This is a genomic window from Alistipes sp. AM16-43, assembly GCF_003435745.1.
Taxonomy (GTDB): domain Bacteria; phylum Bacteroidota; class Bacteroidia; order Bacteroidales; family Rikenellaceae; genus Alistipes; species Alistipes onderdonkii.
On record NZ_QTUQ01000001.1, the window covers coordinates 357,586 to 381,034 of the forward strand.

Below are 23,449 nucleotides of genomic sequence, written 5' to 3' on the forward strand. Positions count from 1 at the left end.
TAAATAATTCGGAATTAACCTATGTTCATAGTACTCGAAGGTTTGGACGGGGCCGGTAAATCGACCCAAATCCGCATGTTGCGCCGGTTTTTTGCCGACAGGGGCGTCGAGAGCGAGTATGTGCACTTCCCGCGTTTCGATTCGCCCGTCTACGGCGAGCTGATAGCCCGTTTCCTGCGCGGCGAGTTCGGCGGTGTGGGTGAGGTCGACCCCTACCTCGTGGCGCTGCTCTTCGCGGGCGACCGTGCCGATGCCGCCTCCCGGATCAGGGAGTGGCTCGCGCAGGGCAAGGCGGTCATTCTCGACCGCTATGTCTATTCGAACGTGGGTTTCCAGTGCGCCAAGCTGCCCGCCGGAGAAGAACGCAACCGATTGGCCGACTGGATCCTATACCTCGAATTCTGTCATAACGGCCTGCCGCGTCCCGACGTGTCCTTGTTCCTCGACGTGCCGTTCACCTTTACCGAGCGCAAACTCTCCGAACTGCGCGAGGGCGACGACCGCGAGTACCTGCAGGGCGGACAGGACATCCACGAGGCGTCGCTCGCCTTGCAACAGGCCGTGCGCAGCGTATACCTCGAAGCCGCGGCCAAAGACCCCGCGCTGCGGGTCGTCGATTGCAGCGATCCTGCGGGGGCGATGGATTCCCCGGAGGGTATTTTTGCTAAAATATGTGCCCAGCTGGCACCAATACTCGAAGCCGATGCGGAAGTCCAGGGCCTTTAAACTGCTGGCCAATGTCTGCCGGCTGATCCTTGCCTGCACGTTCATCGTGTCGGGCTTCACGAAGGTCATCGATCCGTGGGGCACCGCCATGAAGGTCAACGAGTACCTCTCGATCTACGGGATGGAATCCCTCCAGGGGGCGAGCATGGCCTTTTCGATCTGGTTGTGCGGTGCCGAGATGATGATGGGCTGTATGCTCCTCTTCAAGGTACGTATCCGCCTGATCTCGATCTTCGCCGTGCTTTCCATGCTCTTTTTCACCGCCCTCACCCTGCTCAGCGCTACGGTGATCCCCGTCGAGGACTGCGGTTGTTTCGGCGAGGCGCTGAAGCTGACGCCGTGGGAGACTTTCTACAAGAACCTGGCGCTGCTGCCGATGGCTCTGGTGGTCTGGTGGCGTTACCGCCCCGACAAGATCTTCGCCTTCAACCCCCTGGAAATCGTGCTTACCGTCACCTTTTTCTTCCTCACGATGTATCTGGGATACTATTGCTACCGCCACCTGCCGCTGATCGACTTCCTGCCCTATAAGGTCGGGGTCAATATCTGGGAGGGGATGCACGCCCCGGTCGTCGAGCCCGGCGAAACGGAGACCGTACTTGTCTACCGCAACATCAAGACGGGCAAGCTGCGCGAGTTTTCGCTCGACGACACGGCCTGGCAGGATGCCGAAAAATGGGAGTGGGTCGATACCCGGACTACGGACGAGATGCCCGCCATCCGCCCGCTCATGAGCGAATTCTCCCTGCGCGATGCCGAAGGGGATGCGACCGAGGAGATCGTGACTGCTCCTGGGCGCGTGTACCTGCTCTGCGTTACGTCGTTCGACCGCCTGCCGCGCGGTTGCGCCAAGCGGTTCGCCAAGGTCGTGCGGCGGGCCGCGGAGGAGGGGGCCCGCGTCGTCTGCCTTACCCCGCAGCCGTTGTACGGGGTCACTTACCACGATTTCGGTTCGGGGGATGTACGGTGCTATAACATAGACGCTTCGACCATGAAGACCATGCTGCGCGCCAATAACGGCATGGTGGTGCTGGAGGACGGCGTGATCCGTGCTAAAAAGAATTGTCGCGATATTCGTCCGTAGGGACATTTTGCGGCATGTGGTATGAAAGTTGACCCCGGGAACGGAGTCAACTTTCTTATTATGCGAACTTTCCATGTTTTAATCGTAGTCTTTCTCCTGGGCGCTTGCGCCCGGCGCCAGCCTGTGCCCGAGACCGTGCGTCCCGTCAAAGTCACCACGGCAGCCGGTGCGGCGGTCATCGACAAGGACTTCGCAGGGCTGGCGACGCCCGATGACGCCGTGAACCTCGCCTTCAAGCTTCCGGGGCAGGTGCTCGATGTCCCCGTCGCGCAGGGCGAAAGCGTCAAGAAAGGGGCGCTGCTGGCCGAACTCGATCCCCGGGATATCGAATTGCAGGTTTCGGCCGACCGGTCGGCTTTCGAGGAGGCCCGTTCGCAGATGCAGCGTATGCAGCGGTTGTTGGAGCACGAAGCCGTATCCCGCCAGGAGTTCGAAAGCGCCCAGACCCGTTTCGCACAAGCCAAGTCAGCCTATGAAAATTCCCTCGACCTGCTCAAGGAGACCAAGCTCCGTGCGCCTTTCGCCAGCGTCGTGGAACGCAAGTTCGTCGACAACTACGAACGCGTGCAGGCCGGGCAGTCCATCGTTCGCGTCGTGAACCCGGTGACGACCAAAGTGCAATTCACCATGCCCGAAAGCGGCCTGTCGCTCCTTTCGTCGCCTTCGACCCGCTTCGAGGTCGAGTTCGACAACTACCGGGGCGTCAAGTTCCCCGCCGTGCTGAAGGACTATGCCAAGACATCGTCCGATGCTTCGGGGTTCCCCGTGTCGCTGCGCCTTACGGATGTCGACACCGGGCGTTATTCGATTTCGCCCGGCATGTCGTGCATGGTCACGATGCAGAGCGCCGATCCCGTCACGGATGCGGTATCCCTGCCCGTCTCGGCCGTTTATGCCCCGGCCGAAGGCGGCACTTACGTCTGGGTGGTGACCGGCGGCGACCGTGTCGAGCGCCGGGCCGTAACCCTGGGCGAATTGTACGGCCGAGACCGGGTCGTGATCGACAGCGGGGTGGAACCGGGTGAGCGGGTCGTCACGGCCGGGGTTTACCAGTTGCGGCAGGGCGAACGGGTGAGAATCTTAAACTGATGCGACGATGAGCCTGCCCGAATATTCATTGAAGAACAGAAAAGTCGTTTGGTTTTTCCTTTTCATCCTGCTGGCGGGCGGAGCCTTGGGCTTCGTTACGCTGGGAAAAAAGGAGGACTCGGTATTCGTCATCAAGAGTGCGTCGCTGGTCTGCTCCTACCCGGGCGCCACGCCGCTCGAAGTCGAACAGCTCGTGACCGAACCCATCGAGCGCGAGGTGCAGTCGATGCGCCTCGTGCATAAAATCACGTCCGAATCCTATTACGGGCTGTCGAAGGTGCTGGTCGAACTCGACCCTGCGACCCGTGCTTCCGAGATACCCCAGTTGTGGGATGAACTGCGGCGCAAGGTGCTCAACATCCAGCCCCGGCTGCCTGCCGGGGCTTCGCCCGTGACCGTGGCCGACGATTTCGGCGACGTCTACGGTATCTATTACGGCCTGTCGGTCGACGGGGGTTTCACCTGGGCGGAACTGCGCGACTGGGCACAGCGGATCAAGACGGCGCTCGTGACGGTCGACGGCGTGCAGAAGGTGAGTCTTTTCGGCGAGCAGACGCCCGTCGTGAACGTCTATGTCAACCTTGCCGCGCTCGCCAACTTCGCTATCCGCCCCGAAACGATCGTGGCGACCATCGGCCAGCAGAACACCATCGTCAACAGCGGTGAAAAACAGGCCGGGGCGCTCCAGATACAGATACTCGAGGCCGGAACCTACAAGGGCCTCGACGATATCTCGAACCAGATGCTGACCGCTGCCTCGGGCAAACAATACCGCCTGGGCGACATCGCCCGCGTCGAACGAGGCTATGCCGACCCGCCGCAGACGCTCATGCGAGTCGACGGCCGCCGTGCCGTGGGCATCGGCATTTCGACCGAGGCGCAGGTCGACGTAGTGAAAACCGGGGAGAAGATCACCCGGGTGCTCGACGGCCTTACGCGCCAGATGCCCGTCGGCATGGATCTTACGGTGCTTTATCCCGAAAACCGCATTGCACGGCAGGCCAATGCGACCTTCGTGCTGAACCTCGCCGAGTCGGTGGCGATCGTCATCCTGATCATCATGCTCGTCATGGGTTTCCGCGCTGGGGTGCTCATCGGCAGCTCGCTGCTGTTTTCCATCGGGGGTACGCTGCTGCTGATGCAGTTTCTGGGCGAGGGGCTCAACCGTACGTCGCTCGCCGGGTTCATCATCGCCATGGGGATGCTCGTGGACAATGCCATCGTGGTGACCGACAACGCGCAGCAGGCCATGCTGCGGGGTGTCGCGCGGCGCCGTGCGGTCGTCGACGGGGCGAATGCCCCGCGCTGGAGCCTGCTCGGCGCGACGCTGATCGCCATTTTCTCGTTCCTGCCGCTCTACCTGGCGCCGTCGTCCGTGGCCGAGATCGTCAAGCCGCTGTTCGTCGTGCTGGCCTTGTCGCTGTTGCTGAGCTGGGTGCTGGCCCTGACGCAGACGCCGCTTTTCGGCGACTTCATGCTCCGCGTGAACCCTGCCGCGCACGATCCCTACGATACGAAATTTTACCGCGCTTTCGACCGCCTGCTGGCTGCCCTGCTGCGATGGCGGTGGGGCGTCGTGGCAGGCGTCGTGGCGCTCTTTGCGGCGGCATTGGCGGTAATGGGTCTTATGCCCCAGAATTTCTTCCCGTCGCTCGACAAGCCCTATTTCCGTGCCGACGTGCTGCTGCCCGAGGGGTACAATATCCGGGACACGGAACGCAACCTACGCACGATGGAGGAGTGGCTTCATGCGCAGCCCGAGGTGAAGACCGTCTCGGTGACGATGGGTTCCACGCCGCCGCGCTACTACCTGGCCAGCAGCAGCGTTTCGCTGCGCCCCAATTTCGGGAACATCCTCGTCGAACTGCACGATAAGGAGCAGACCGAAGCTGTCGAGGCGCGTTTCAACGCCTATGTCCGGGCGATGTGCCCCGACGTGTGGCTGCGCTCGTCGCTTTTCAAACTCTCGCCCGTGCCCGATGCGGCGATCGAATTCGGGTTTATCGGCGACGATATCGACACGCTCCGCCGCCTGACGCAGGCCGCCGAAGAGATCATGTGGCGGACGGCAGGCACGGTCAACATCCGCAACAGCTGGGGCAACCGCGTCCCGACATGGCTGCCGCTCTACTCGCAGATGAAGGGGCAGCGTATCGGCGTCACCCGCAGCCAGATGGCGCAGGGCATCACCATCGCCACGCAGGGTTACCGCCTCGGCGAATACCGCGAGGGCGACCAGTTCATGCCGATCCTTCTGAAGGACGAGAATATCGACACCTACAACCTCACCAACCTGCAGGCACTGCCGATTTTCACCCCCGCCGGCAAGGTCTACTCCATCGAGCAGGCGACCGACGGCTTCCGCTTCGAATACCGCGTCGGAGTGGTGAAACGCTACAACCGTCAGCGGGTCATGAAGGCGCAGTGCGACCCCGGCCGCGGGGTCAACACCATGCGGCTCTACGCTGCGCTGCGGGATTCGGTTCTGCGCGGCGTGGTGCTCCCCGAAGGGTATTCGATGAAGGTTTTCGGCGAGCAGGAGAGCCAGCAGGAATCCAACTCGGCCCTGGCCAGGTATATGCCCCTGACGATGGTGCTCATCTTCATCGTGCTGCTCCTGCTTTTCCGCAACTACCGCGAGCCGACCGTTATCCTGCTGATGATCCCGCTGATCTTCATCGGCGTGGTGCTCGGACTGGCCGTCACGGGCAAGGTTTTCAACTTCTTCTCCCTGCTGGGACTGCTGGGGTTGGTGGGCATGAACATCAAGAACGCCGTGGTGCTGGTCGAGCAGATCGGCGTGCTGCGCTCCGAAGGCAAGGGTGCCTACGAAGCCCTCACGGCGGCTACGCGCAGCCGAATCGTCCCCGTGGCGATGGCTTCGGGTACCACGATCCTCGGTATGCTGCCCCTGTTGTTCGACTCGATGTTCGGCGCCATGGCCGCCACGATCATGGGCGGCCTGCTCGTCGCCACGCTGCTGACGGTCTGCGTGCTGCCGGTCGTCTATGCCATTTTCTACAATATCCGCAAGTCATGAAGAATTATCTGATCCTCTCCGCACTGCTGGCCTTCGTGCCCGCCGCCGCCCAGACCTCGCTCGGCGACTACCGGCAGGCCGTGACCGAATACAGCTGGGAACTGAAGGTCGCCGCATCGAAGAGCGATGCGGCTTCCGAGACCATGGGACAGGCTCGTACGGGTTACCTGCCGCGGCTGTCGCTCGACGGCAGTTTCACCGCCACGGTACACCACTACGACGGGGTGGAGCGGTGGAATTTCAGCGTCCTTCCGCAACTCGTGCAGACCGTCTACGGCGGCGGGGCCGTACGTGCGGCCTACAAACAGGCCGAGCTGGGCTACGACATCGCTCTCTGCGACGAGGAGTTCACGCAGCTCGACGTGCGTTATGCGGCCGAGTATACCTACTGGAACCTCTCCGCCATGGAGTTGTATGCCGCATCCATGCGCCAGTATGTCAACATAATCCGCTCGCTCAAGGAGGTCGTCGACCGCCGTTTCGCCGAGGGCTACATTGCCAAGGGCGATGTGCTAATGATCGACGCCCGTCTGAGCGAAGCGCAGTACGGGCTGGTGAGTGCCGAGCAGAATTATACCGTCGCGCTGCACAATTTCAACATCCTGCGCGGCACGGATCCCGACCTTGCGGTGGAACTTGCTCAGGGCATCCGCGATTCGCTGCCGCAGCCTGTGCGCGTACTGCCCGACGAGGTGCTGGGGCGCCGTCCGGACTATATGGCTGCCCGGTTGCGCAGCGAACAGGCCGACGCGGGTATCCGGGCGGCGCGCGCGCCGTTCAATCCGCAGGTGAGCGTCGGCATCGGCGGCTCGTGGCAGCCGTATTTCCCCAACCGGACGGGCGCCACGACGGTCGACGGCTCGGCGTTCGTGAAACTCACGCTCCCGATTTTCCATTGGGGCGAACGCCGCCGCGCCACGGGTGCTGCACGCGCCGTCCAGCGGCAGAGCGAGTGGAACACCGCGCTGCTGCACGACAATATCGTGCGTGACGAGATGAACGGCTGGACGGCGCTGGTCAACAGCCGGGCACAGGTCGATGCCACGGAGCAGAGCCTGCGCATCGCCGGCGAAAACCTCGACATCAGCACCTATTCCTACGGCGAGGGGCTCTCTACGATCCTCGATGTGTTGCAGGCGCAGCTGAGCTGGATACAGCTCTACACCAATGCAATCAAGGCTCATTACAACTATGCCGTGGCGGTATCGGACTACCTGCGCATCACGGCGCAGTGAGCGGCGGCAGGCAGGCCCTGCCCGGCAGGCCGTCGCGGCGGGGATGCCTGTTCCGGCTGCGGAAACCGCATGGCCGAGACCGCCTCTTCGGGACGCCGTCGCCGGTTTCCTGCCTGTGGGGGTACAAAAAAACGGGGATTTTCGATAATCCCCGTTTCTGTATATCCTGTCCGTCGCGTCAGGCTTTCACCGCGTCGGTGCTGACCACCGCGATTTCGTGCGATACGGGTGCGACCTTGCGCAGCATCTGCATCATGCCGCAATACTTTTCGTGCGCCAGCGTCACTGCACGGCCGACCTTGGCCTGGTCGTCCTCGGTGTCGCATTCGATGTTGTAGACCACGTGGAACGATTTGAAGGTACTTTCGGATTGAGGCGTTTCGTCCGAGAGCTCGCCCGAAATGCCGATCTCGAAGCGTTTGGGGCGGAAGCGTTCCTTATCCATAATCATCAGGGCTGTCTTGCCGACGCATTTCGCCGCGGCATAGAGCAGCAGTGTCTTGGGGTTCATCTCCTCGCAGCGGGGCCCGCCTTCGGACGTGAAGTCCGCATCCCCGGAGAGTTGCAGCGTTACTTTTTCGATCATAAGTCACAGAATTTATGTTGAACGCTGCAAGCGGGGCAAGAATCGTACCTTACCGGTATGCCCCCGCGGTTTCCGCCGCCGTTTCCGTACGGTGGACGGGGTGCACGATCTTAAAGCAGGTGTCTTTGCCCGGTGCGGAGACGACCGAGATGTCGCCGCCGAGTATTTCAATGATCGTGCGGCAGATGGAAAGCCCCAGCCCGACGCCCTTCGCATTGGAGTCGGTTTTGTAGAAACGCTCGAATATCCGGCCCACGTGCTCCTGCGAAATGCCTTTCCCCGTATCCCTGACGAACAGTTCGACCTCTCCCGCGCCCTCGTCCGTGCGGTACCCGAATGTAATGCTGCCCCTGTCGGTAAACTTCGCGGCGTTGTTTATCAGGTTGTTGATGACCTGTTTGAGCCGCGAGGCATCGGTGCGGATCGTCGTGTCGGCCTGCGGGAGTTCGAGCCTCAGTTCGACCTGTGGGGGCATGGTGAGCAGTTGGGACTGGTAGATATCCGACAGCAGCGTGTGCAGCGACTGGTCGCCGAAACAGAACTCCATGGTGTTCGACTCGATCTTCGAAAGGTCGAGGATGTCCGAGATCAGGCGCAGCAACTGGTCGCCGTTGGCCGAGATCAGGCGGCTGTACTCCTGCCTTTCCGTTTCGCTGAAGGGGACGTCGTCGCATGTCACGAGGTTGGCGAAGCCGATGATGGCGTTGAGCGGCGTCCGGATTTCATGGCTCATGTTGGCCAGGAACGCCGATTTCAGCCGGTCGTTCTCGCGGGCCTTGTCGCGGGCTTCGCGCAGGCGTCCTTCGACCTCCTTGTGGGCCTGGATGCTCTGGCAGATGCCTGCGATGCGGTAGGGTAAACCGTCGGCGGTCCGGCCCGGGGAGACGGACTGCTCCTCGAACCATTCCCAAGTCCCGTCCCCGCGGCGCAGCCGGTAGGTGACTGTGTCGGGGGCAGGTTCGCCGGCGAGTCGGTTGGCGAAAGCCTGCGACAGCGCTTTCCGATCGTCGGGGTGGACGAGGCTGAAAAATGTTTCGGCACTGATCGTGTCGCCGTCATTCGGGAGCTCCAGGTATGCGAACCAGCGTCGGTCGATGGTCAGCAGGTTGCTGTCAGGGTCGAAGAACCACGGAAAGATTTTCGTCTGCGACAACGCCGTGTCGAGGATGAACTTCCGGGATATTTCCTCCTCGGTGTCCCGGAACAGGAACACGACCCGGCGCAACTTCCTGTGCCGGTCGTATTGGCCGACGAAGCGGCCTTCGATGTGGAATTTCAGCTGGTGCCTGCGGAGCCGGATGTACGTCCGCGGCGGCAGGTCGCCGCAGTCCCTGTGTTGCTGCAGCCCCTCGAAAATAGCGGGCAAAAGGTCTTTTTGGTATTGGCAGACGGAGAACAGGTCGGAAATCCTCAGCGGATGGGAAAAATCCCCCCCCCGAGGCGGAGTACCTTGTATGCCTGCATGTTGATATCCGTTAATTCCCCTTCGGGCGTCAGTTCGATGCAGGCGACGGAAACCCGGCTGAGCGTGTCGCATACGGCCGGAACCTGTATTCCGGCGGGCTTGTTACGGTGGAAGAGACGCAATTTCATTTTGGGTGAGTTAAGGACGTAACGGCCCGGCTAAGGTATGGATAATTTTCGACAGATGCAAACCTTCCCGGGCGCCGCCGGGGTGTCGGTTCCGGTTTTATACCGGTATATTTGGGGCAGGGGTATGCGGGGAAGGCAAATTTTCGTATATTTGCCCTTTGTAAGAATTTATGTGCGTATGCGGAAAAAACTGAGCTTGTTGCTGACCCTCGCGCTGTGCGCGGTATGCACCCTGCGGGTGCAGGCCGGGGTGCCCGAAAGTGAGACCTTTATCGAGCGCGGACGGTCGTTGTTCGACTACGGCCGCTGGAGCGATGCCCGGCATGAGTTCCTCCGGGCCCGGGACGTGCTCGCGCCTTCCGACCGTGTCGCTGCGCAGACGGTCGATTTCTACCTGGCGGCCTGTGCCGTCGAACTGGGCAGCCGCGATGCCGAAGGGGCGCTCCGCGATTTCGAGGCGCGTTATCCCGGTTCGGTCTACGCCAACGACGTGCGGTTTTCGCTGGGGTCGCTCTATTGCGCCGAGGGCGATATGAGGCGTGCCCGCGAGGCTTTCGCAAAGACCGATTACAAGGCGCTGAGCCGCTCGCGCAAGGAGCAGTACGACATCCGCATGGGCTATGTCGAATTTACCGAAGGCAGTTACGACAAGGCTTTCGGTTATTTCGACCGCATCGGCCCCCAGAGCGAATATGCCGACCATGCACTCTATTACAAATCCTATATCGACTATGCCGAAGGGCGCTACGGGCGTGCGAAACAGGGCTTCACGGCCTTGCAGCGCAGCGATGCCTACCGTGCCGTGGTGCCGTATTACCTCCTGCAGATCGAATTCCGCGACGGAAACTACCGTTATGTCGTCGAGAACGGCGACGAACTGGTGCGCCGCGCCGTGCCCGAACGCCGGCAGGAACTGGAGCGCGTCATCGCCGAATCGTGGTTTCACCTGGGCGACTATAACAAGACCATCGGGCATCTGGACGCTTTTACGGCTGCCGGCGGCGAACTCGACCGTGACGGCAGCTATCTGATGGGCTTCTCGCTTTACCGCACGGCACGCTATCCCGAGGCTGCGGAGTTCCTGCGCAAGGCCTGCGGTGCCGAGGATGCGTTGACGCAGAATGCCTCGTACCACCTGGCCGACTGCTATCTGCGTGCGGGTGACAAGCAGGCCGCCATGCAGGCGTTCGCCATGGCAGCGGACGACAAGCTCGATCCGGTGATCGCCGAAGACGCGCTGTTCAACTACGGCAAACTGCAATACGAGCTGGGCGGCGGTGCCTTCAACGGCGCGATCAACGTGCTGACGCGCTATGTCGGACAGTATCCCGATTCTCCGCGCGTGGGCGAAGCCCGTTCGCTGCTGATCGCGGCCTACTACAATTCGAACGATTACGACGCGGCTTACCGGGCCATCAAATCCTTCCCGACACAGGATGCCGACATCCGTGCCGCATTGCAAAAGATCACCTATTTCCGCGGTCTGGAGGCGTACAGCGCCGGTGACATGCGTGCCGCGCAGCGTTACCTGGCCGAATCCGCGGCCATCAATGTCAGCCCCAAATACAGTGCGCTCAACTCCTTCTGGCAGGGCGAAATCGCCTTCGCACAGGGCGACTATACGGTCGCTGCGGCCAAATACAACGCCTATCTGAAGCGTGCCCCCTGCAGCGAGGACGAATATGCCATGGCGCTCTACAACCTCGGCTACTGCGATTTCTCGCGCAAGGACATGGCCGGAGCGCGCAGTGCGTTCGAGAAGTTCCTCGAAGCCTATCCGGCCCGCGACCGCTACCGCGCCGATGCCTACAACCGGCTGGGCGACATCCGCTATTCCGACCGCGAATTCGAAGCGGCCGTAGGGGATTACGACCGTGCCGTTGCGCTGAACACCCCCGAACGCTATTACGCACAGTATAAACGCGCCGTGACGCTCGGCATCCTCGGGCGCACGGAGCCCAAGCTGCAGGCGCTGCGGCAGATCGTTGCCGCAGGGCAGGGCGACTATGTCGATGCCGCCTCGTACGAGCTCGGCCGTTCCTATATCGCGCAGGAACGTTATGCCGAAGGTGCCGGACAATTGGAACGGTTCATTGCCGACTATCCCTCGTCGCCGCGCCGTGCACAGGCGCTTGCCGACCTGGGGCTCGCCTACCTCAACCTGGGGGACAAGGAAAAGTCGCTGAAATATTACGACATGGTGGTCGAGACGGCCCCGCAGTCGTCCGAAGCCAAAGGGGCCATGCAGGGTATCCGCGAGATCTATGTCTCGGACGGCAAGGTCGACGACTATTTCGATTATGCCGCCAGGGTGGGCATGGAGAGCGACCTGACAGCCGTGTCGCGCGACTCGCTGTCGTTCGCCGCCGCCCAAAAACTTTACCTGGCCGGGCAGACCGACGCTGCCGCCAAGTCGCTGCGCAGTTATGTCAGGAGTTACCCCAAGGGGTATTACCTGAACGATGCTCTCTATTTCCTGAGCGACTGTTACCTCCGCACGGGCGAGCGCGGCGATGCCATCGAAACCCTCACCGAACTGGCCGGGCAGGGTACGAACCAGTATTCGGTCACGGTGCTCGAAAAACTTTCGGAGCTGACCTATGAGGACAAGCGTTACGACGAGGCCGCCGCCGCATTCCGCAAGCTGTACGACGTCACGACGACGGTGGCCGGGCGCGAGGATGCCATGACGGGCTACGTGCGCGCCACGCTGGCCGGGGGCGACGCTTCGAAAATCGAGGCGATGGCTGCCGATGTCGCCGCGCATCCCGATGCCGGGGCCGGGGCGCTGCGCGAATCGAAATTCGCATGGGCGGAGTTGCTGCGGCAGCAGGATCGCCGTGCCGATGCCGTGAAGCTTTACAGGGAACTGGCCGCGGACGTCCGCTCGAAGGAGGGTTCCGCCGCCGCCTATTACGTGCTGGAGGACACCTTCGAAAAGGGCGATATGGACAAGACCGAGAAGGCGATATTCGCCTATTCCGAACGGGAACCCCAGGCCTACTGGCTGGCCAAGGCCTTCATCCTGCTGGGCGACGTCTATGTCCGCAAGGGAGACAATTTCCAGGCGCGGGCGACCTACCAGAGCGTCGCGGACGGCTATTCGCCTGCCGACGACGGGATCGTGGACGAAGCCAAGGAACGGATCGCAAAACTGAACTGACGATGAAACGCATGTTGTTTGTAGCCGCGCTGATGGCGGCATTGCCCTGGGGCGCGAGCGCGCAGGTCGAGAAACGGGTCGAAGTGACCAAGGCCTATGTGCCGAGTGTGGAGGGGGCGTCGAAACTCGCCGTCGTGCCCGACATGACCGACACGGTGAAGATGCGTCCCGAGATCGACTATACGATCACACCGCTGTCGTTGCAGACGACCCTCGCCACGCGGCCGATCCGCCCTGCGACGGTAACCTACTGGGAATTCAACCGCCCGCTGCCTTTCTACCTCAAGGCCGGGATGGGCTACCCGTTCAATTCGGTGTTGGATTTCTATGCTTCGAGCCAGAACCCCGGGACGGGGTATGTGGTGGGCTATGTCAACCACGAGGGGCGCTATTCCAAGATCGGGAACGACTTTGGCGTCAAGAACAATTCGACGCGGATGCTCAACCGTATCGGCGCCGCTGCGGGTAAATATTTCGGCCGCCACGTGCTCGAGGGCGACCTCTCCTACGAGAACCGCATATACCACCGCTACGGTATGTACCTCGCGCCGGACTTCTCTGCCGATGCCGTACCCGGTTCGATGGCCGATTACGGCGATGCGAACATCGCGGTGCGCTTCGGCGACGATTTCCAGGATCTGAGCCGCGTGAATTTCGAAATCGCCATCCGGGGCGGCATGTTTTTCGACCATTCCGAGTGGCCGGACTATAACGACAAGGCCCGCCAGACCACACTGGAAACCCATGCGAAGATCGCCCGCGGTTTCGGGCGTCACCGCCTGGCTGCCGAGGTGGGCTACGAGCGCCTTGCGGGACAGAAGGCCCTCGACGAATATAACCAGCAACGGATACATGCCGCGCTGCGTTACGGTATCGAGGGTGGGGTAGTACGCCTCGAAGCGGGTGCGGACTATTACCACGACAAGATTAAATCCGTCGAGGCGGAGAACTACATCCTCCCCTTCGTGCGGCTGAACCTGAACCTCGGTACGGACGGGTTGTGCCCGTTCTTCGAGATGGACGGGAGCGTCGACGACAACAGCTACCGCTCGCTTACGAAGCTGAATCCCTATTTGCTGAATCCCGTATTCGGGACTAAGAGTTCGGTCGATTACAACGGCCGCTTCGGTATCGGGGGCAGTATCTGGCGCGGGAAGTTCGACTACCGGGCCTATGCCGGGTTCTCGATCCGTGACAACCACCTTTACTGGTATAGTGCCGATGTCGTGCAGGGGAGCGATATTCTTGCCGCCGGGCTGACCATGCTGCCGTCGATGGCCCGCCAAACCGTCTTGTCGTTCAACGGCGAGGTGACGTGGCGTCCCGCGAGCAGTTTCCGGACGGAATTGGGCGTGCACGGCTATATCTATAACGACGACGAGACCAAACTCCATAACGGTGCCCCGGCTTTCGATGGCAATTTTTCCGCCCACTACGACGGCCGCAAGATTTCGTTCGGTGCGGGTATCTGGCTGCAAAGCACTCGTAAATGGTCCGATTACCAGCTGGATGCAGCATCCGGGGCGGAGAGTTTCGGCAGTGTCGAAGTGCCCTTTGCCGCCGACCTGCGGGTCAATTTCGACTGGAAGGTTTCGGGACGCATTACGCTCTTCGCCGAGGGCCGTAACCTGATCAACCGCCGCCTGTACCAATACCCGTGGTATCCGGAATACGGGGCAAATTTCACGGTCGGGGTGAAAGCCAACTTCTGAAATCCCACCTCCGGTCTGTGACGCGCAGCTGTTGCTGTTGCCGTCGGTTTTTGCAGGAATTTGCACATTTGTGTGATATATTGAAAAAATATATTAATTTTGTGAAACCTGATATGGCATAAATACAACTTTTTGAACTTATATGGCACTGAAGAACCTCCCCAAGATATGCCCCTCCTGCGGTAAACGATTGAGCGTACAAGCGATGCATTGCAACGGATGCGATACGCATATCGAAGGCGACTACAACCTCCCGGTGATGATGCAGCTTTCGGCTCCCGACCAGCAATTCGTGCTCGATTTCGTAAAAAGCAGCGGCTCCCTGAAGGAGATGGCGCAGAAATTAGGGCTCAGTTACCCTACGGTACGCAACCGTTTGGACGACATAATTGCTCAACTTAATCAATTCGAAGGCGATGAACAGGATTCTTAACCCGTTTGAATACCTTTCTACCGGGAAAGCGCTCGGCTGGGGCCTTGCCGGGACTCTTTTTTCCATCTGCCTGCTGACGGCGGTGAGCTGGCCTGTCGGGGACGATCTGTCGAAGATCGTCACGATCCTCTCTTCGAACCTGCTTTTGTGGATTCCCCTTTCGCTGTTGCTCTACGTGCTGGCCCTGCTCTTCTCGCCGTCGCGTATCCGCGCAGTCGATATCTTTGCCACGAACCTTTTTGCCATGTTGCCCACGATCGTCATACTCGGGGTGCTGAGCGTGCCTTCGAAATGGCTGGGAGGGCTTGTCTGCGAGCCCCGCAGCGCCTGCGAAGTGATGAAGCTCGCAGGGTATAACCTGATCGTGATCCTGCTGTCGGTCTCGATGGCCTGGTCGATGGTCTGGGGCTGTTTCGCCTACCTCGTCTCGGCCAATATGAAGGGGTGGCGCGGGATTTCCATCTTTGTCATCTGCTATGTTTTCGTCAGCGTCGTCAACCAGTTGCTGATCGCCTATTCGAAATAAAATACCGGAATCATGCCGCGCGGGACGTCTTCGTCCCGTTTTTTATGCCTTTACTGGAATGCACTGGCCGGCTGCTGCATCCGGTATGCATTTTTTTTGCCGGCAACACAATACGATTGGATTTTATGCCGGCGGCAGGTTTGTTCGTTGACGTTTTTTCATGCCGCGATGGAGCAAAAAAGCGGTGCCCGGGGCTATGTGACCCGGGCACCGTATAACAAAAAAAGGGTGAGCTCCTTATATCGCACCGCTACGACCACATACCCTTGCTCGATTCCTCGCCTGGGGGATTCTGTGGGAGCTGGTCGTATAAGACTCACCCGGGCACAAAAGTAGGAATTTTTTATATCTTTGCAAAAATTTTCGGCCCGATGCGTAAAAAAACTTTTCGCTATATCCTTTTCGCCTGCCTTGCGTGCCTGCTTGTCACGGGTTTTGTCCTGCGGCAGCAATTTTACGGGAATGCCGTGCGCGCGGGGCGCGACCTCTATATCGGCAGCCGTGCCGACTACCAAAGCCTCACCGATTCCTTGCTGCCCCGGCTCAGGCACCATTGGGCTTTCGGTGTCTATGCCCGGCGCATCAACCTGCCGGAGACGTTCAAGCCCGGCCACTATGTGCTGGAGCCCGGGATGAGCGTGATCCGGGTAGCGCGGATGCTCAAACTGGGGCTTCAAACCCCTGTACGGGTTTCGATCAACAATGCCCGCATTCCGGCGCAGCTCGCGCAGAAACTCGCCCGGCAGATCGACGCCGACTCCACGGCGATCATGCAGGTGCTGACCTCGCCCGAAGTGGCGCGTGGCGTGGGTTTCGACAGCGTGACGCTCTTTTCGATGTTCATCCCCAACACCTACGAGTTCTACTGGACGGTGACCCCCGAAGAGTTCGTGCAGCGCATGAAGCGCGAGTACGACCGTTTCTGGACGCCCGGGCGCGACGCCCTGCGCGAACGCAGCGGTCTGAGCCGGCTCGAGGTCATGACCCTCGCATCGATCGTCTACGAGGAGACCCGCAAGACCGACGAGATGCCCCGTATCGCAGGGGTGTACGTCAACCGCCTGCGCAAGGGGATGCCCCTGCAGGCCGATCCGACGGTCAAGTATGCCATGCAGGACTTCGGGCTGCGGCGCATCCTGCACAAACACCTGAAATACGAGTCGCCCTACAATACCTACCGGAACAAGGGGCTGCCGCCTTCGCCGATCTGCATGCCCGGCATCGACGCCATCGACGCCGTGCTCAATTTCGAGGAGCATGACTACCTTTTCTTCTGTGCGCGGGCGACGTTCGACGGCTACCACAACTTCGCACGGACGCTCCGCGAGCACAATGCCAATGCCCGGGCTTACAGCGCCGAACTGAACCGGCGCAAGATTAAATAATTTTTCGTACATTTGTCCTGATGCTTACGAAGATCTACGAACAGAACCCCTCGGAGCGGGAATTGCAGAAGGTGGTTGACGTGCTCGTCCACGACGGGATCGTCATCTATCCGACCGACAGCGTCTATGCTTTCGGCTGTTCGCTCCATTCGCCCAAGGCCATCGAACGCCTACGGCGGATGAAGGGTAGGGATGCCGAGGCTTTTTCGGTGGTCTTCGGGGATATGGCCCAGGTGGCGGAGTATTGCCGTGTGGACAACACGGCGTTCCGGATCCTGAAACGGAACCTGCCGGGGCCCTTCACGTTCGTGCTCACGGCATCCTCGCGCGTGCCCGACAAGGCGCTTGAAAAGCGCCGTACGATCGGCATCCGCATTCCGGACAACGCCATATCCCGCGCCATCGTCGCCGCACTGGGCTGCCCGCTCGTCACCACATCGGTGAAGGACGACGACCAGGTCGTGGAGTATACCACCGATCCCGAACTGATTCATGAGCGCTATGGCCGCGACGTGGCGCTTGTGATCGACGGCGGCATGGGGGACAATGTTCCCACGACGGTCGTAGACCTTACGGGCGACGAGCCCGAAGTGCTGCGCGAGGGCAAAGGGGAACTGCAATGAGATTAATATAAACAGTATATGGAAAAAACGAATTTCTGGAAAGATGTCGCCAAGTACGGCGCGATCATAGGCGCCCTGCTGGCCGTCTCGTTCATGTTGGAAACCCGATTGCAGATTTCGGCCAGTTTCGGCCTGTACGCAATCGAATGGATTGCCGTCGTCGTGCTGCATTACTATCTGCTGCACCGTTTCACGCGCCGGTATTCGATGATGTATACCGCCGAGGAGGGTTTCTCCTTCGGGCAGGGGTATGCTTACATCCTCTCCGTTTCGACCGTTGCGGGGCTCATCGTCGGTATCGTGCAATACCTTTACCTGCACTTTTTCATCGGTTACGCCAACTATACGGAGCGTACCACAGCCGCATTATCCGATTTTATAGGGCGGAACGGCGGGGTGCCGGCCAACATGGAATCCATGCTGTCGCAGATGTTCGACCAGATACAGAATACCCCCGAACCTTCTTTTTTAAGAACGCTGTGGGCCGTAACTTTCGTGAGCATCCTGTTCGGTGCCGTTTTCGGCCTTATCATTGCAGGCGTGTTGTCGCGTGCGCCCAAACCGTTCGATACCCCGCTAAGCGAATAGGGACATACCGTGAATAATAAACTGGACATATCCGTCGTAGTACCACTCTACAATGAGGCCGAGTCCCTGCCCGAACTGGTGGCATGGATCGACCGCGTTGCCGTGTCGCATGGCTATGCCTACGAGGTGATCCTCGTGGACGACGGTTCGTCCGACGGCTCCTGGGAGGTTGTCGAATCGCTCCGGGAGAAGTACCCGGCGATCCGCGGCATCGGCTTCGCCCGCAATTACGGCAAGTCGGCAGCCCTGTACTGCGGTTTCGCCGCAGCCGAAGGCGAGGTCGTCATCACGATGGATGCCGACCTGCAGGATTCGCCCGACGAGATTCCCGAACTGCGCCGCATGATCCTCGAAGAAGGGTACGACCTGGTATCCGGCTGGAAGAAGAAGCGCCGCGACCCGGTCGGCAAACGCTGGCCGAGCAAATTCTTCAACTGGACGGCGCGCCGGGTCTCTGGCATCAAACTCCACGATTTCAACTGCGGGCTGAAGGCCTACCGCCGCAAGGTCGTCAAGTCGATCGAGGTCTACGGCGAGATGCACCGTTTCATTCCGATTCTGGCGAAGCAGGCCGGGTTCCGCCGTATTGGCGAAAAGGTCGTCGAGCACCACGCCCGCAAATACGGCTGCTCGAAGTTCGGCCTCGAACGTACCGTGAAAGGCTACTTGGATCTGATCACCGTGCTGTTCATGACGCATTTCGGCCGCTCGCCGATGTATTTCTTCGGCAGTCTGGGGACGCTGATGTTCCTTATCGGCGGCGGGACTACGGTGTGGATCATCGCCGCAAAGATCTGGAAACAGGTACACGGACTGTCGCTGCGCCCGGTCACCGATCAGCCGCTCTTTTACCTGGCGATCCTCGCCGTGATCCTCGGCGTGCAGTTGTTCCTGGCGGGGTTCCTGGGCGAGCTCATCAACCGGAGTTCGTCGGACAGGAATAAATACCTGATTGATAAAACTTTGTAAATAATTATGATACAACGAATCCAAACACTCCATCTGCTCATCGTCACGGCGCTCATGGCCGTTACGCTCTTTGCCCCGCTGGCCTGGTTCGCGGGCGACGCGGGTGAGTTCCGGCTCTATGCCTTTTCCCTGCAGACCTCGGCCGGAGAGGCTGTACAGTCGACCGTCTACATGGGCGTCGTGCTGGCACTGGCCTGCGTGCTGCCTTTCATTACGATCTTCCTGTTCAAACGCCGCCTGCTCCAGATCCGGCTCTGTGTCGTGGAGATCGTGCTGCTGATCGGTTCTGCGGTTATGGAAGCGGCCTATTATTTCCTCAGTTGGCGGGTTTTTTCCGAACTTTCGTTCCATACGCAGGGTTTCCGGCCCGCCATCGCACTGCCGCTCGTGTGCCTGCTGTTCGCCTACCTCGCTGCACGGGCTGTTTTTCGCGACGAACTGATGGTACGTGCCGCCGATAGAATACGCTGACGCGCGCCATACGACCGGACGTGGCATCAATCGGCCCGTCCGCTGAATATATCCCGCTTGCGGGATATATTTTTTTGTGCCTGCCGGAGCCGTCCGGCGGTTGAAAGGCATTCCTTGGCATTCGATTTGAAGCGGATATACAGGAAATTAGGAAATTCATTCATTCCTGTCTAAAATAAACGCTTCTATGAAAAAATCGAACTTTTGGAAGTTATTGTCCGGCACGGTGTTCTTTGCCGCCGTGGCCCTGGCCTCATGTGTGGACGATAACGACGACAAGGGGATGCCTTATCTCGAAGTCACCCCCGACGTGCTCACGTTCAATGCCGACGGTGCCCCGGAAGGCGCCTCCGCATTCACCGTAAAGAGCAACCGCCCCTGGACGCTCGAAGTGCTGGAGGGCAGCGACTGGGTTACGCCCTCCGCAACTCAGGGCTCGGGCGACGGTACCGTCGAATTCACCATCCCCGCGAGCAACGTGGGCCGTATCGCCAAGCTCTCGTTCAACCTGAAGAACGCATATGGCGCCTATTGGACGAAAGAGGTCACCATCGAGCAGGGCGAGGCGCCCAAGGCCGGCGAGGTGAGCGCGCTGGTGGCCTACATCAAGAACACGTGGCCGAGCCTCGAAAGCGGTACCGAAGAGCTGAATTACAGCCAAAAGACGATTCCCGCCGTGATCCTCGCCAACAACGAGGGCGGCAATAATTTCGGCAAGCTCTATGTCGGCGACAACATCACGCTGCCCAACTCGGCCATCATCCTTTACAGCACGACCGAGTTTACCCGCGATAACAGCGCGAAATATCCGGTCGGCAAGAAGGTTACGCTCGACTTGTCGGCCGCCCAGTATGCGCCCTACGGCAATCTGCGCGAGCTGAAGAACGTCGTGGTGACCGTCTCCGACGATCCTGCCGTCGAGGTGGCCGTGCCGACGCTTTCGGCCGCGACGCTCAACGAGGGCAATTACCAGGGGCAGTATGTCCGGGTCACGAACCTCACGCCGCAGTCGTCGTTCGTCGGCGAGGCGTGGGCGACTTCCGCCAAGCGCGTCGTGCGTTTCGATGCCGCCGGAGGCGAGACCGTTCAGAGCTATATGGCTACGGCTACCGATGCCGCCGGGTTCGCCGACCTTACGATCGCCGACAAGACGGGCGCCCTGCTCGGTACCGCCGAACAGAATTTCAAGAACATACAGGTCATCCCGACCATGCCTTCGGACGTGGCCGCATTCGTCGCTTCGGGGGCTTCGCTTAGCATCTCGCCCGAGGATAACCTCGTGCTGGGCTCGGCGTCGGGTGCCACGGCGACCGTGACCGTCACGGCCAACATCGCGTGGACGGCCACCATGAGCGGCGACGGCTTCACGATCTCACCCCAGGGCGGGGATAACAACGGTACGGTCACCGTCACGGCGACCGCAGCCAATGAAACCTCCGCATCGAAAGACCTGGGCAGCATCACCTTCTCGGGCGAGGGCGTCACGCCGCTGACCCTGCGTGTCGCGCAGGCCGCCAAGCCGAGTGCCGAGCCCAAGACGGTTGCCGAATTCGTTGCCTTCGTCAAGGGGCTGGCTCCTGCTTCGGGCGCCGAGGCTTCGCTCGGAGAGTGGACGGGACAGACCGTTCAGGGATATATCGCCGCCAACGACGCGGGCGGCAACCTTTACCAGATGATCTCCGTCGTGGATAACACCGGGGATGCCGGTTCGGGTATCCTGCTCGGCGATGCGGCGTACGAAACCGTCGCCGACTACCCGGTCGGCGCCCGGATCACGCTGACCCTCGATGCGACGAGTACGGTCTACAACTCCTACGGCCTGTATAAGATCAATAAGGTAACGACCGCGGTCGACAACTCGTCGCCCGTGCAGATGGTCGTGCCGTCCGTCACCCTCGCGCAGTTCAATTCGAACGATTATATGGGTATGAACGTGAAGGTCACGGGGCTCGCATTCAAGGGCGAGGCCGGCGAGATGTGGTACAGCGGTACAGCCAACTATTCGACCCGCCTGTTTACCGACGGGAGCGGCGACCTGGCTGTGCGTACCTACAAGACCGTCGCATGGGGCGGCGAGTTGATCTCGTCGACCGTGACGGCCGGTTCGCTGACCGGAGTGGCCGAAGTCTACGATGGTGCGGCGCAGCTCTACCCGCAGTCCGCGGCGGATGTCGCCGACTTCAAGGTCGATGCTTCGACGCCCGTGATTACGGAGGTCGACCCCGCGTCGCTGACCTGGGGTGCCGAGGAGACGGTAACCAAGAATGTCGCGGTTACGGTCGTCAACCTCGGGTCGAACGCCCTGACGGTCGATAACGATGCGATTGCGCCCTTCACGGCCGTCGTCAACGGTACCACCGTTACCGTCACGCCTCCGGCTCCCAACACGACTTCCGACGACATCGTACGCACGATGACCGTCTCGGTTGCGGGCGGTAACAGCCGCGAGGTTACGCTCACGCAGTTCGCGGCCGGGTCGGGCGGCGATACCAAGGGCATCTATACCTCCATGAGCCAGTTCATCCCGGCTTCCACCAGCACGACCGACCGTTACTATCCTTCCAACTCGACCATTGACGGCCAGCCTGCTACGGGTTTCAAGCTCGGTACGAGCAGCCTTGCTGGCGTATTCACCTCCGAGGCGCTGGGAGCATCCCTCACGGGCGACAAGAAACTTTCGTTCTATGCCGTGGCATGGACGGGCAAGGCCGCCACGGTCTACATCCGTGTCAACAACGGCGGTGCGGTGAGCGGTGCCGACAACCATGCGATCACGGCCAGTGCCGGTGCCACGGGGTCGGGCAACGACTTCACCTTCACCGACGTGACCGATTCCGATTACTACACCTTCCAGCTCACGGGGCTGACCGCCGCATCGACCGTGACGATCTCCACGTCGCCCGACTTCACGGCGGCATCGGATCGCAATACGGGGCGTGCCATCGTGCTGGGCGTACAGGTCTATTGATATGAAGAGGATGCGTAAATATCTGATACGAACGCTCCTCGGGGTTGCTGCGGTCGTGGCGGCGGGTTTCGCCGCCACCTCCTGCAGTGACGACTCCGATTCGGGTTCCGGGGTCTTCCGCGTGGAGTGGGATCCCACCAAGACCGTGCACCCCGACCGGGAGGGCGCTGCCGTGCTGATCGTGGACGGCCGCGAGGGGACATCGTGGAGGGCCGAGATCACGGCGGGCGCTGACTGGGTTTCGTTCAACCGTACGGCTCCGGGCGGGCAGACCGTCAAGACCGGTGTTGCCGGAACGAGCCTCGCGGCTCGCAATCAGTATGTCTATTACTGGCCGAACGACACCCGGGGAGAGCGGCATGCCATGATCCGCTTCACGTTCGACGGGCAGGCGCCCCTCGAACTGGAACTCACACAATACAGCACCTCGGCAGCCGACGATGTCTACCAGACGGGCCATAACCTTGTCTGGCCGGAAATCCCGGCCCGGAAATCCGACGATGCGTATGTCTACGTGACGCATTTCGCCCTGCTGCGCAACCAGAATACGGGTGCAACCTACAACGCCCGCAACTTTACGATGTGCTTCGACAAGACCAAGTTCGCCGCCTGGTGGGTGGCCTATCCGCTCCACAGCGCTTACACGGGTTCGGGGCGTGTCGAAACCTGGGCATACGACCCCAAGATCGCCGCCGAGTACCAGGCCAACCTGACCAAAAGCTATCCGGCACGGAATTTCGACCGCGGGCACCAGATCCCCAACGCCGACCGCAGCGGGAATGCCACGATGCAGGCACAGACCTTCTATTTCTCGAACATGACGCCCCAGAATTCCAGCCTGAACCAGAATCCCTGGGCGGCGCTCGAGAAGATGGCGCGCGACAACTGGATGTGCTCCGATACGCTCTATGTCGTCACGGGTGCCTATTGGAATCCCGGCAGCACCTTTGCCACGCCCGATATCGACGGCAAGCAGTGTCCCGTGCCGAACTACTATTTCAAGGTGTTCGTCCGCACGGTCAAGGGCAATGTCCGCCAGGCGGGCGACCGGCTGGGCGACTATCCGGCCGACCAGCTGAAGTCCATCGGGTTCTGGGTCGAGAATGCGGGCGGACAGGGGACTGCAAGGAGCTGGGTGAAAAGCGTTTCGGAGGTCGAAAGCCTCACGGGTTTCGAATTCTTCCCTTCGGTGCCTGCCGCCGTCAAGGCGCAGAAAGACGCCGCCTCGTGGGGACTGTAAAACCTTAAAATTTCAGAA

General features: G+C 60.6%; 19 protein-coding genes and 1 other RNA gene. 16 read left to right on the forward strand and 4 right to left on the reverse strand.

Annotated elements, in window-relative coordinates:
- Nucleotides 1-21: 21 nt before the first annotated feature.
- From DW189_RS01445 to DW189_RS01465, 5 genes are read left to right on the forward strand one after another with little or no spacing between them, the layout of a single operon-like run.
- Nucleotides 22-726 (forward strand): dTMP kinase, encoded by a 705-nt coding sequence (locus tag DW189_RS01445; protein ID WP_117506622.1) that lies wholly within the window; start codon nucleotides 22-24, stop codon nucleotides 724-726.
- On the forward strand, nucleotides 704-1,810 hold the full coding sequence (locus DW189_RS01450; RefSeq protein WP_117506623.1) for a BT_3928 family protein: 1,107 nt from the start codon (nucleotides 704-706) through the stop codon (nucleotides 1,808-1,810). Before DW189_RS01445 ends, DW189_RS01450 begins: the two co-directional genes overlap by 23 nt.
- Nucleotides 1,811-1,870: 60 nt before the next feature.
- Complete coding sequence (locus DW189_RS01455; RefSeq protein ID WP_117506624.1) at nucleotides 1,871-2,899, forward strand: efflux RND transporter periplasmic adaptor subunit; 1,029 nt, start codon at nucleotides 1,871-1,873, stop codon at nucleotides 2,897-2,899.
- A 7-nt stretch (nucleotides 2,900-2,906) separates the two neighbouring features.
- Complete coding sequence (locus DW189_RS01460; protein WP_117506625.1) at nucleotides 2,907-5,939, forward strand: efflux RND transporter permease subunit; 3,033 nt, start codon at nucleotides 2,907-2,909, stop codon at nucleotides 5,937-5,939.
- Nucleotides 5,936-7,174, forward strand: a complete 1,239-nt coding sequence (locus tag DW189_RS01465) for a TolC family protein (protein WP_117506626.1) — start codon at nucleotides 5,936-5,938, stop codon at nucleotides 7,172-7,174. Before DW189_RS01460 ends, DW189_RS01465 begins: the two co-directional genes overlap by 4 nt.
- 178 nt (nucleotides 7,175-7,352) lie before the next feature.
- On the opposite strand, the gene DW189_RS01470 is transcribed toward DW189_RS01465, so the two are convergent.
- From DW189_RS01470 to DW189_RS01480, 3 genes are read right to left on the reverse strand one after another with little or no spacing between them, the layout of a single operon-like run.
- Entirely contained in the window at nucleotides 7,353-7,760 is a 408-nt protein-coding gene (locus DW189_RS01470; RefSeq protein WP_032135902.1) for an OsmC family protein, read from the reverse strand.
- A gap of 49 nt (nucleotides 7,761-7,809) precedes the next feature.
- Nucleotides 7,810-9,126, reverse strand: coding sequence for a PAS domain-containing sensor histidine kinase (locus DW189_RS01475; protein WP_117506627.1), 1,317 nt, complete (start codon nucleotides 9,124-9,126; stop codon nucleotides 7,810-7,812).
- Nucleotides 9,127-9,170: 44 nt separating this feature from the next.
- Nucleotides 9,171-9,353: a hypothetical protein gene (locus DW189_RS01480; RefSeq protein WP_026318269.1), complete on the reverse strand. Its 183-nt coding sequence runs from the start codon at nucleotides 9,351-9,353 to the stop codon at nucleotides 9,171-9,173.
- 178 nt (nucleotides 9,354-9,531) lie between these two features.
- Between DW189_RS01480 and DW189_RS01485 the strand changes: the two genes are divergently transcribed.
- The 4 genes from DW189_RS01485 to DW189_RS01500 all read left to right on the forward strand — a co-directional run bounded on the left by DW189_RS01485 (nucleotide 9,532) and on the right by DW189_RS01500 (nucleotide 15,187).
- Complete coding sequence (locus DW189_RS01485; protein WP_117506628.1) at nucleotides 9,532-12,516, forward strand: tetratricopeptide repeat protein; 2,985 nt, start codon at nucleotides 9,532-9,534, stop codon at nucleotides 12,514-12,516.
- A gap of 2 nt (nucleotides 12,517-12,518) precedes the next feature.
- Entirely contained in the window at nucleotides 12,519-14,228 is a 1,710-nt protein-coding gene (locus DW189_RS01490) for a hypothetical protein (protein WP_117506629.1), read from the forward strand.
- 142 nt (nucleotides 14,229-14,370) lie between these two features.
- Nucleotides 14,371-14,661 carry a DUF2089 family protein gene (locus DW189_RS01495; protein WP_022332975.1) on the forward strand — a complete coding sequence of 97 codons (291 nt, stop codon included), beginning with the start codon at nucleotides 14,371-14,373 and terminating at the stop codon, nucleotides 14,659-14,661.
- On the forward strand, nucleotides 14,645-15,187 hold the full coding sequence (locus DW189_RS01500) for a hypothetical protein (protein ID WP_018695361.1): 543 nt from the start codon (nucleotides 14,645-14,647) through the stop codon (nucleotides 15,185-15,187). Before DW189_RS01495 ends, DW189_RS01500 begins: the two co-directional genes overlap by 17 nt.
- Before the next feature lie 223 nt (nucleotides 15,188-15,410).
- Here the strand turns inward: DW189_RS01500 and ffs are convergent.
- An RNA gene (gene ffs / locus DW189_RS01505) (signal recognition particle sRNA small type) lies at nucleotides 15,411-15,509 on the reverse strand.
- A gap of 49 nt (nucleotides 15,510-15,558) precedes the next feature.
- Here ffs and mltG point away from each other — a divergent pair.
- From mltG to DW189_RS01540, 7 genes are all read left to right on the forward strand, one after another.
- A complete protein-coding gene (gene mltG, locus DW189_RS01510; protein ID WP_117506630.1) occupies nucleotides 15,559-16,572 on the forward strand; it encodes an endolytic transglycosylase MltG in 1,014 nt (337 codons plus the stop codon).
- A gap of 20 nt (nucleotides 16,573-16,592) precedes the next feature.
- Nucleotides 16,593-17,195, forward strand: coding sequence for an L-threonylcarbamoyladenylate synthase (locus tag DW189_RS01515; RefSeq protein WP_117506631.1), 603 nt, complete (start codon nucleotides 16,593-16,595; stop codon nucleotides 17,193-17,195).
- An 18-nt stretch (nucleotides 17,196-17,213) separates the two neighbouring features.
- The gene (locus DW189_RS01520; RefSeq protein ID WP_055203294.1) at nucleotides 17,214-17,783 is read left to right on the forward strand and encodes a DUF4199 domain-containing protein; all 570 of its coding nucleotides are present in this window, start codon (nucleotides 17,214-17,216) and stop codon (nucleotides 17,781-17,783) included.
- 21 nt (nucleotides 17,784-17,804) lie between these two features.
- Entirely contained in the window at nucleotides 17,805-18,752 is a 948-nt protein-coding gene (locus DW189_RS01525) for a glycosyltransferase family 2 protein (protein ID WP_162851436.1), read from the forward strand.
- Nucleotides 18,753-18,758: 6 nt separating this feature from the next.
- Nucleotides 18,759-19,223, forward strand: a complete 465-nt coding sequence (locus DW189_RS01530; protein ID WP_022332969.1) for a DUF4293 domain-containing protein — start codon at nucleotides 18,759-18,761, stop codon at nucleotides 19,221-19,223.
- A gap of 187 nt (nucleotides 19,224-19,410) precedes the next feature.
- Nucleotides 19,411-22,191: a DUF5689 domain-containing protein gene (locus DW189_RS01535; RefSeq protein WP_141417512.1), complete on the forward strand. Its 2,781-nt coding sequence runs from the start codon at nucleotides 19,411-19,413 to the stop codon at nucleotides 22,189-22,191.
- A 10-nt stretch (nucleotides 22,192-22,201) separates the two neighbouring features.
- Nucleotides 22,202-23,431 carry a DNA/RNA non-specific endonuclease gene (locus DW189_RS01540; protein ID WP_117506634.1) on the forward strand — a complete coding sequence of 410 codons (1,230 nt, stop codon included), beginning with the start codon at nucleotides 22,202-22,204 and terminating at the stop codon, nucleotides 23,429-23,431.
- Nucleotides 23,432-23,449 lie beyond the last annotated feature (18 nt).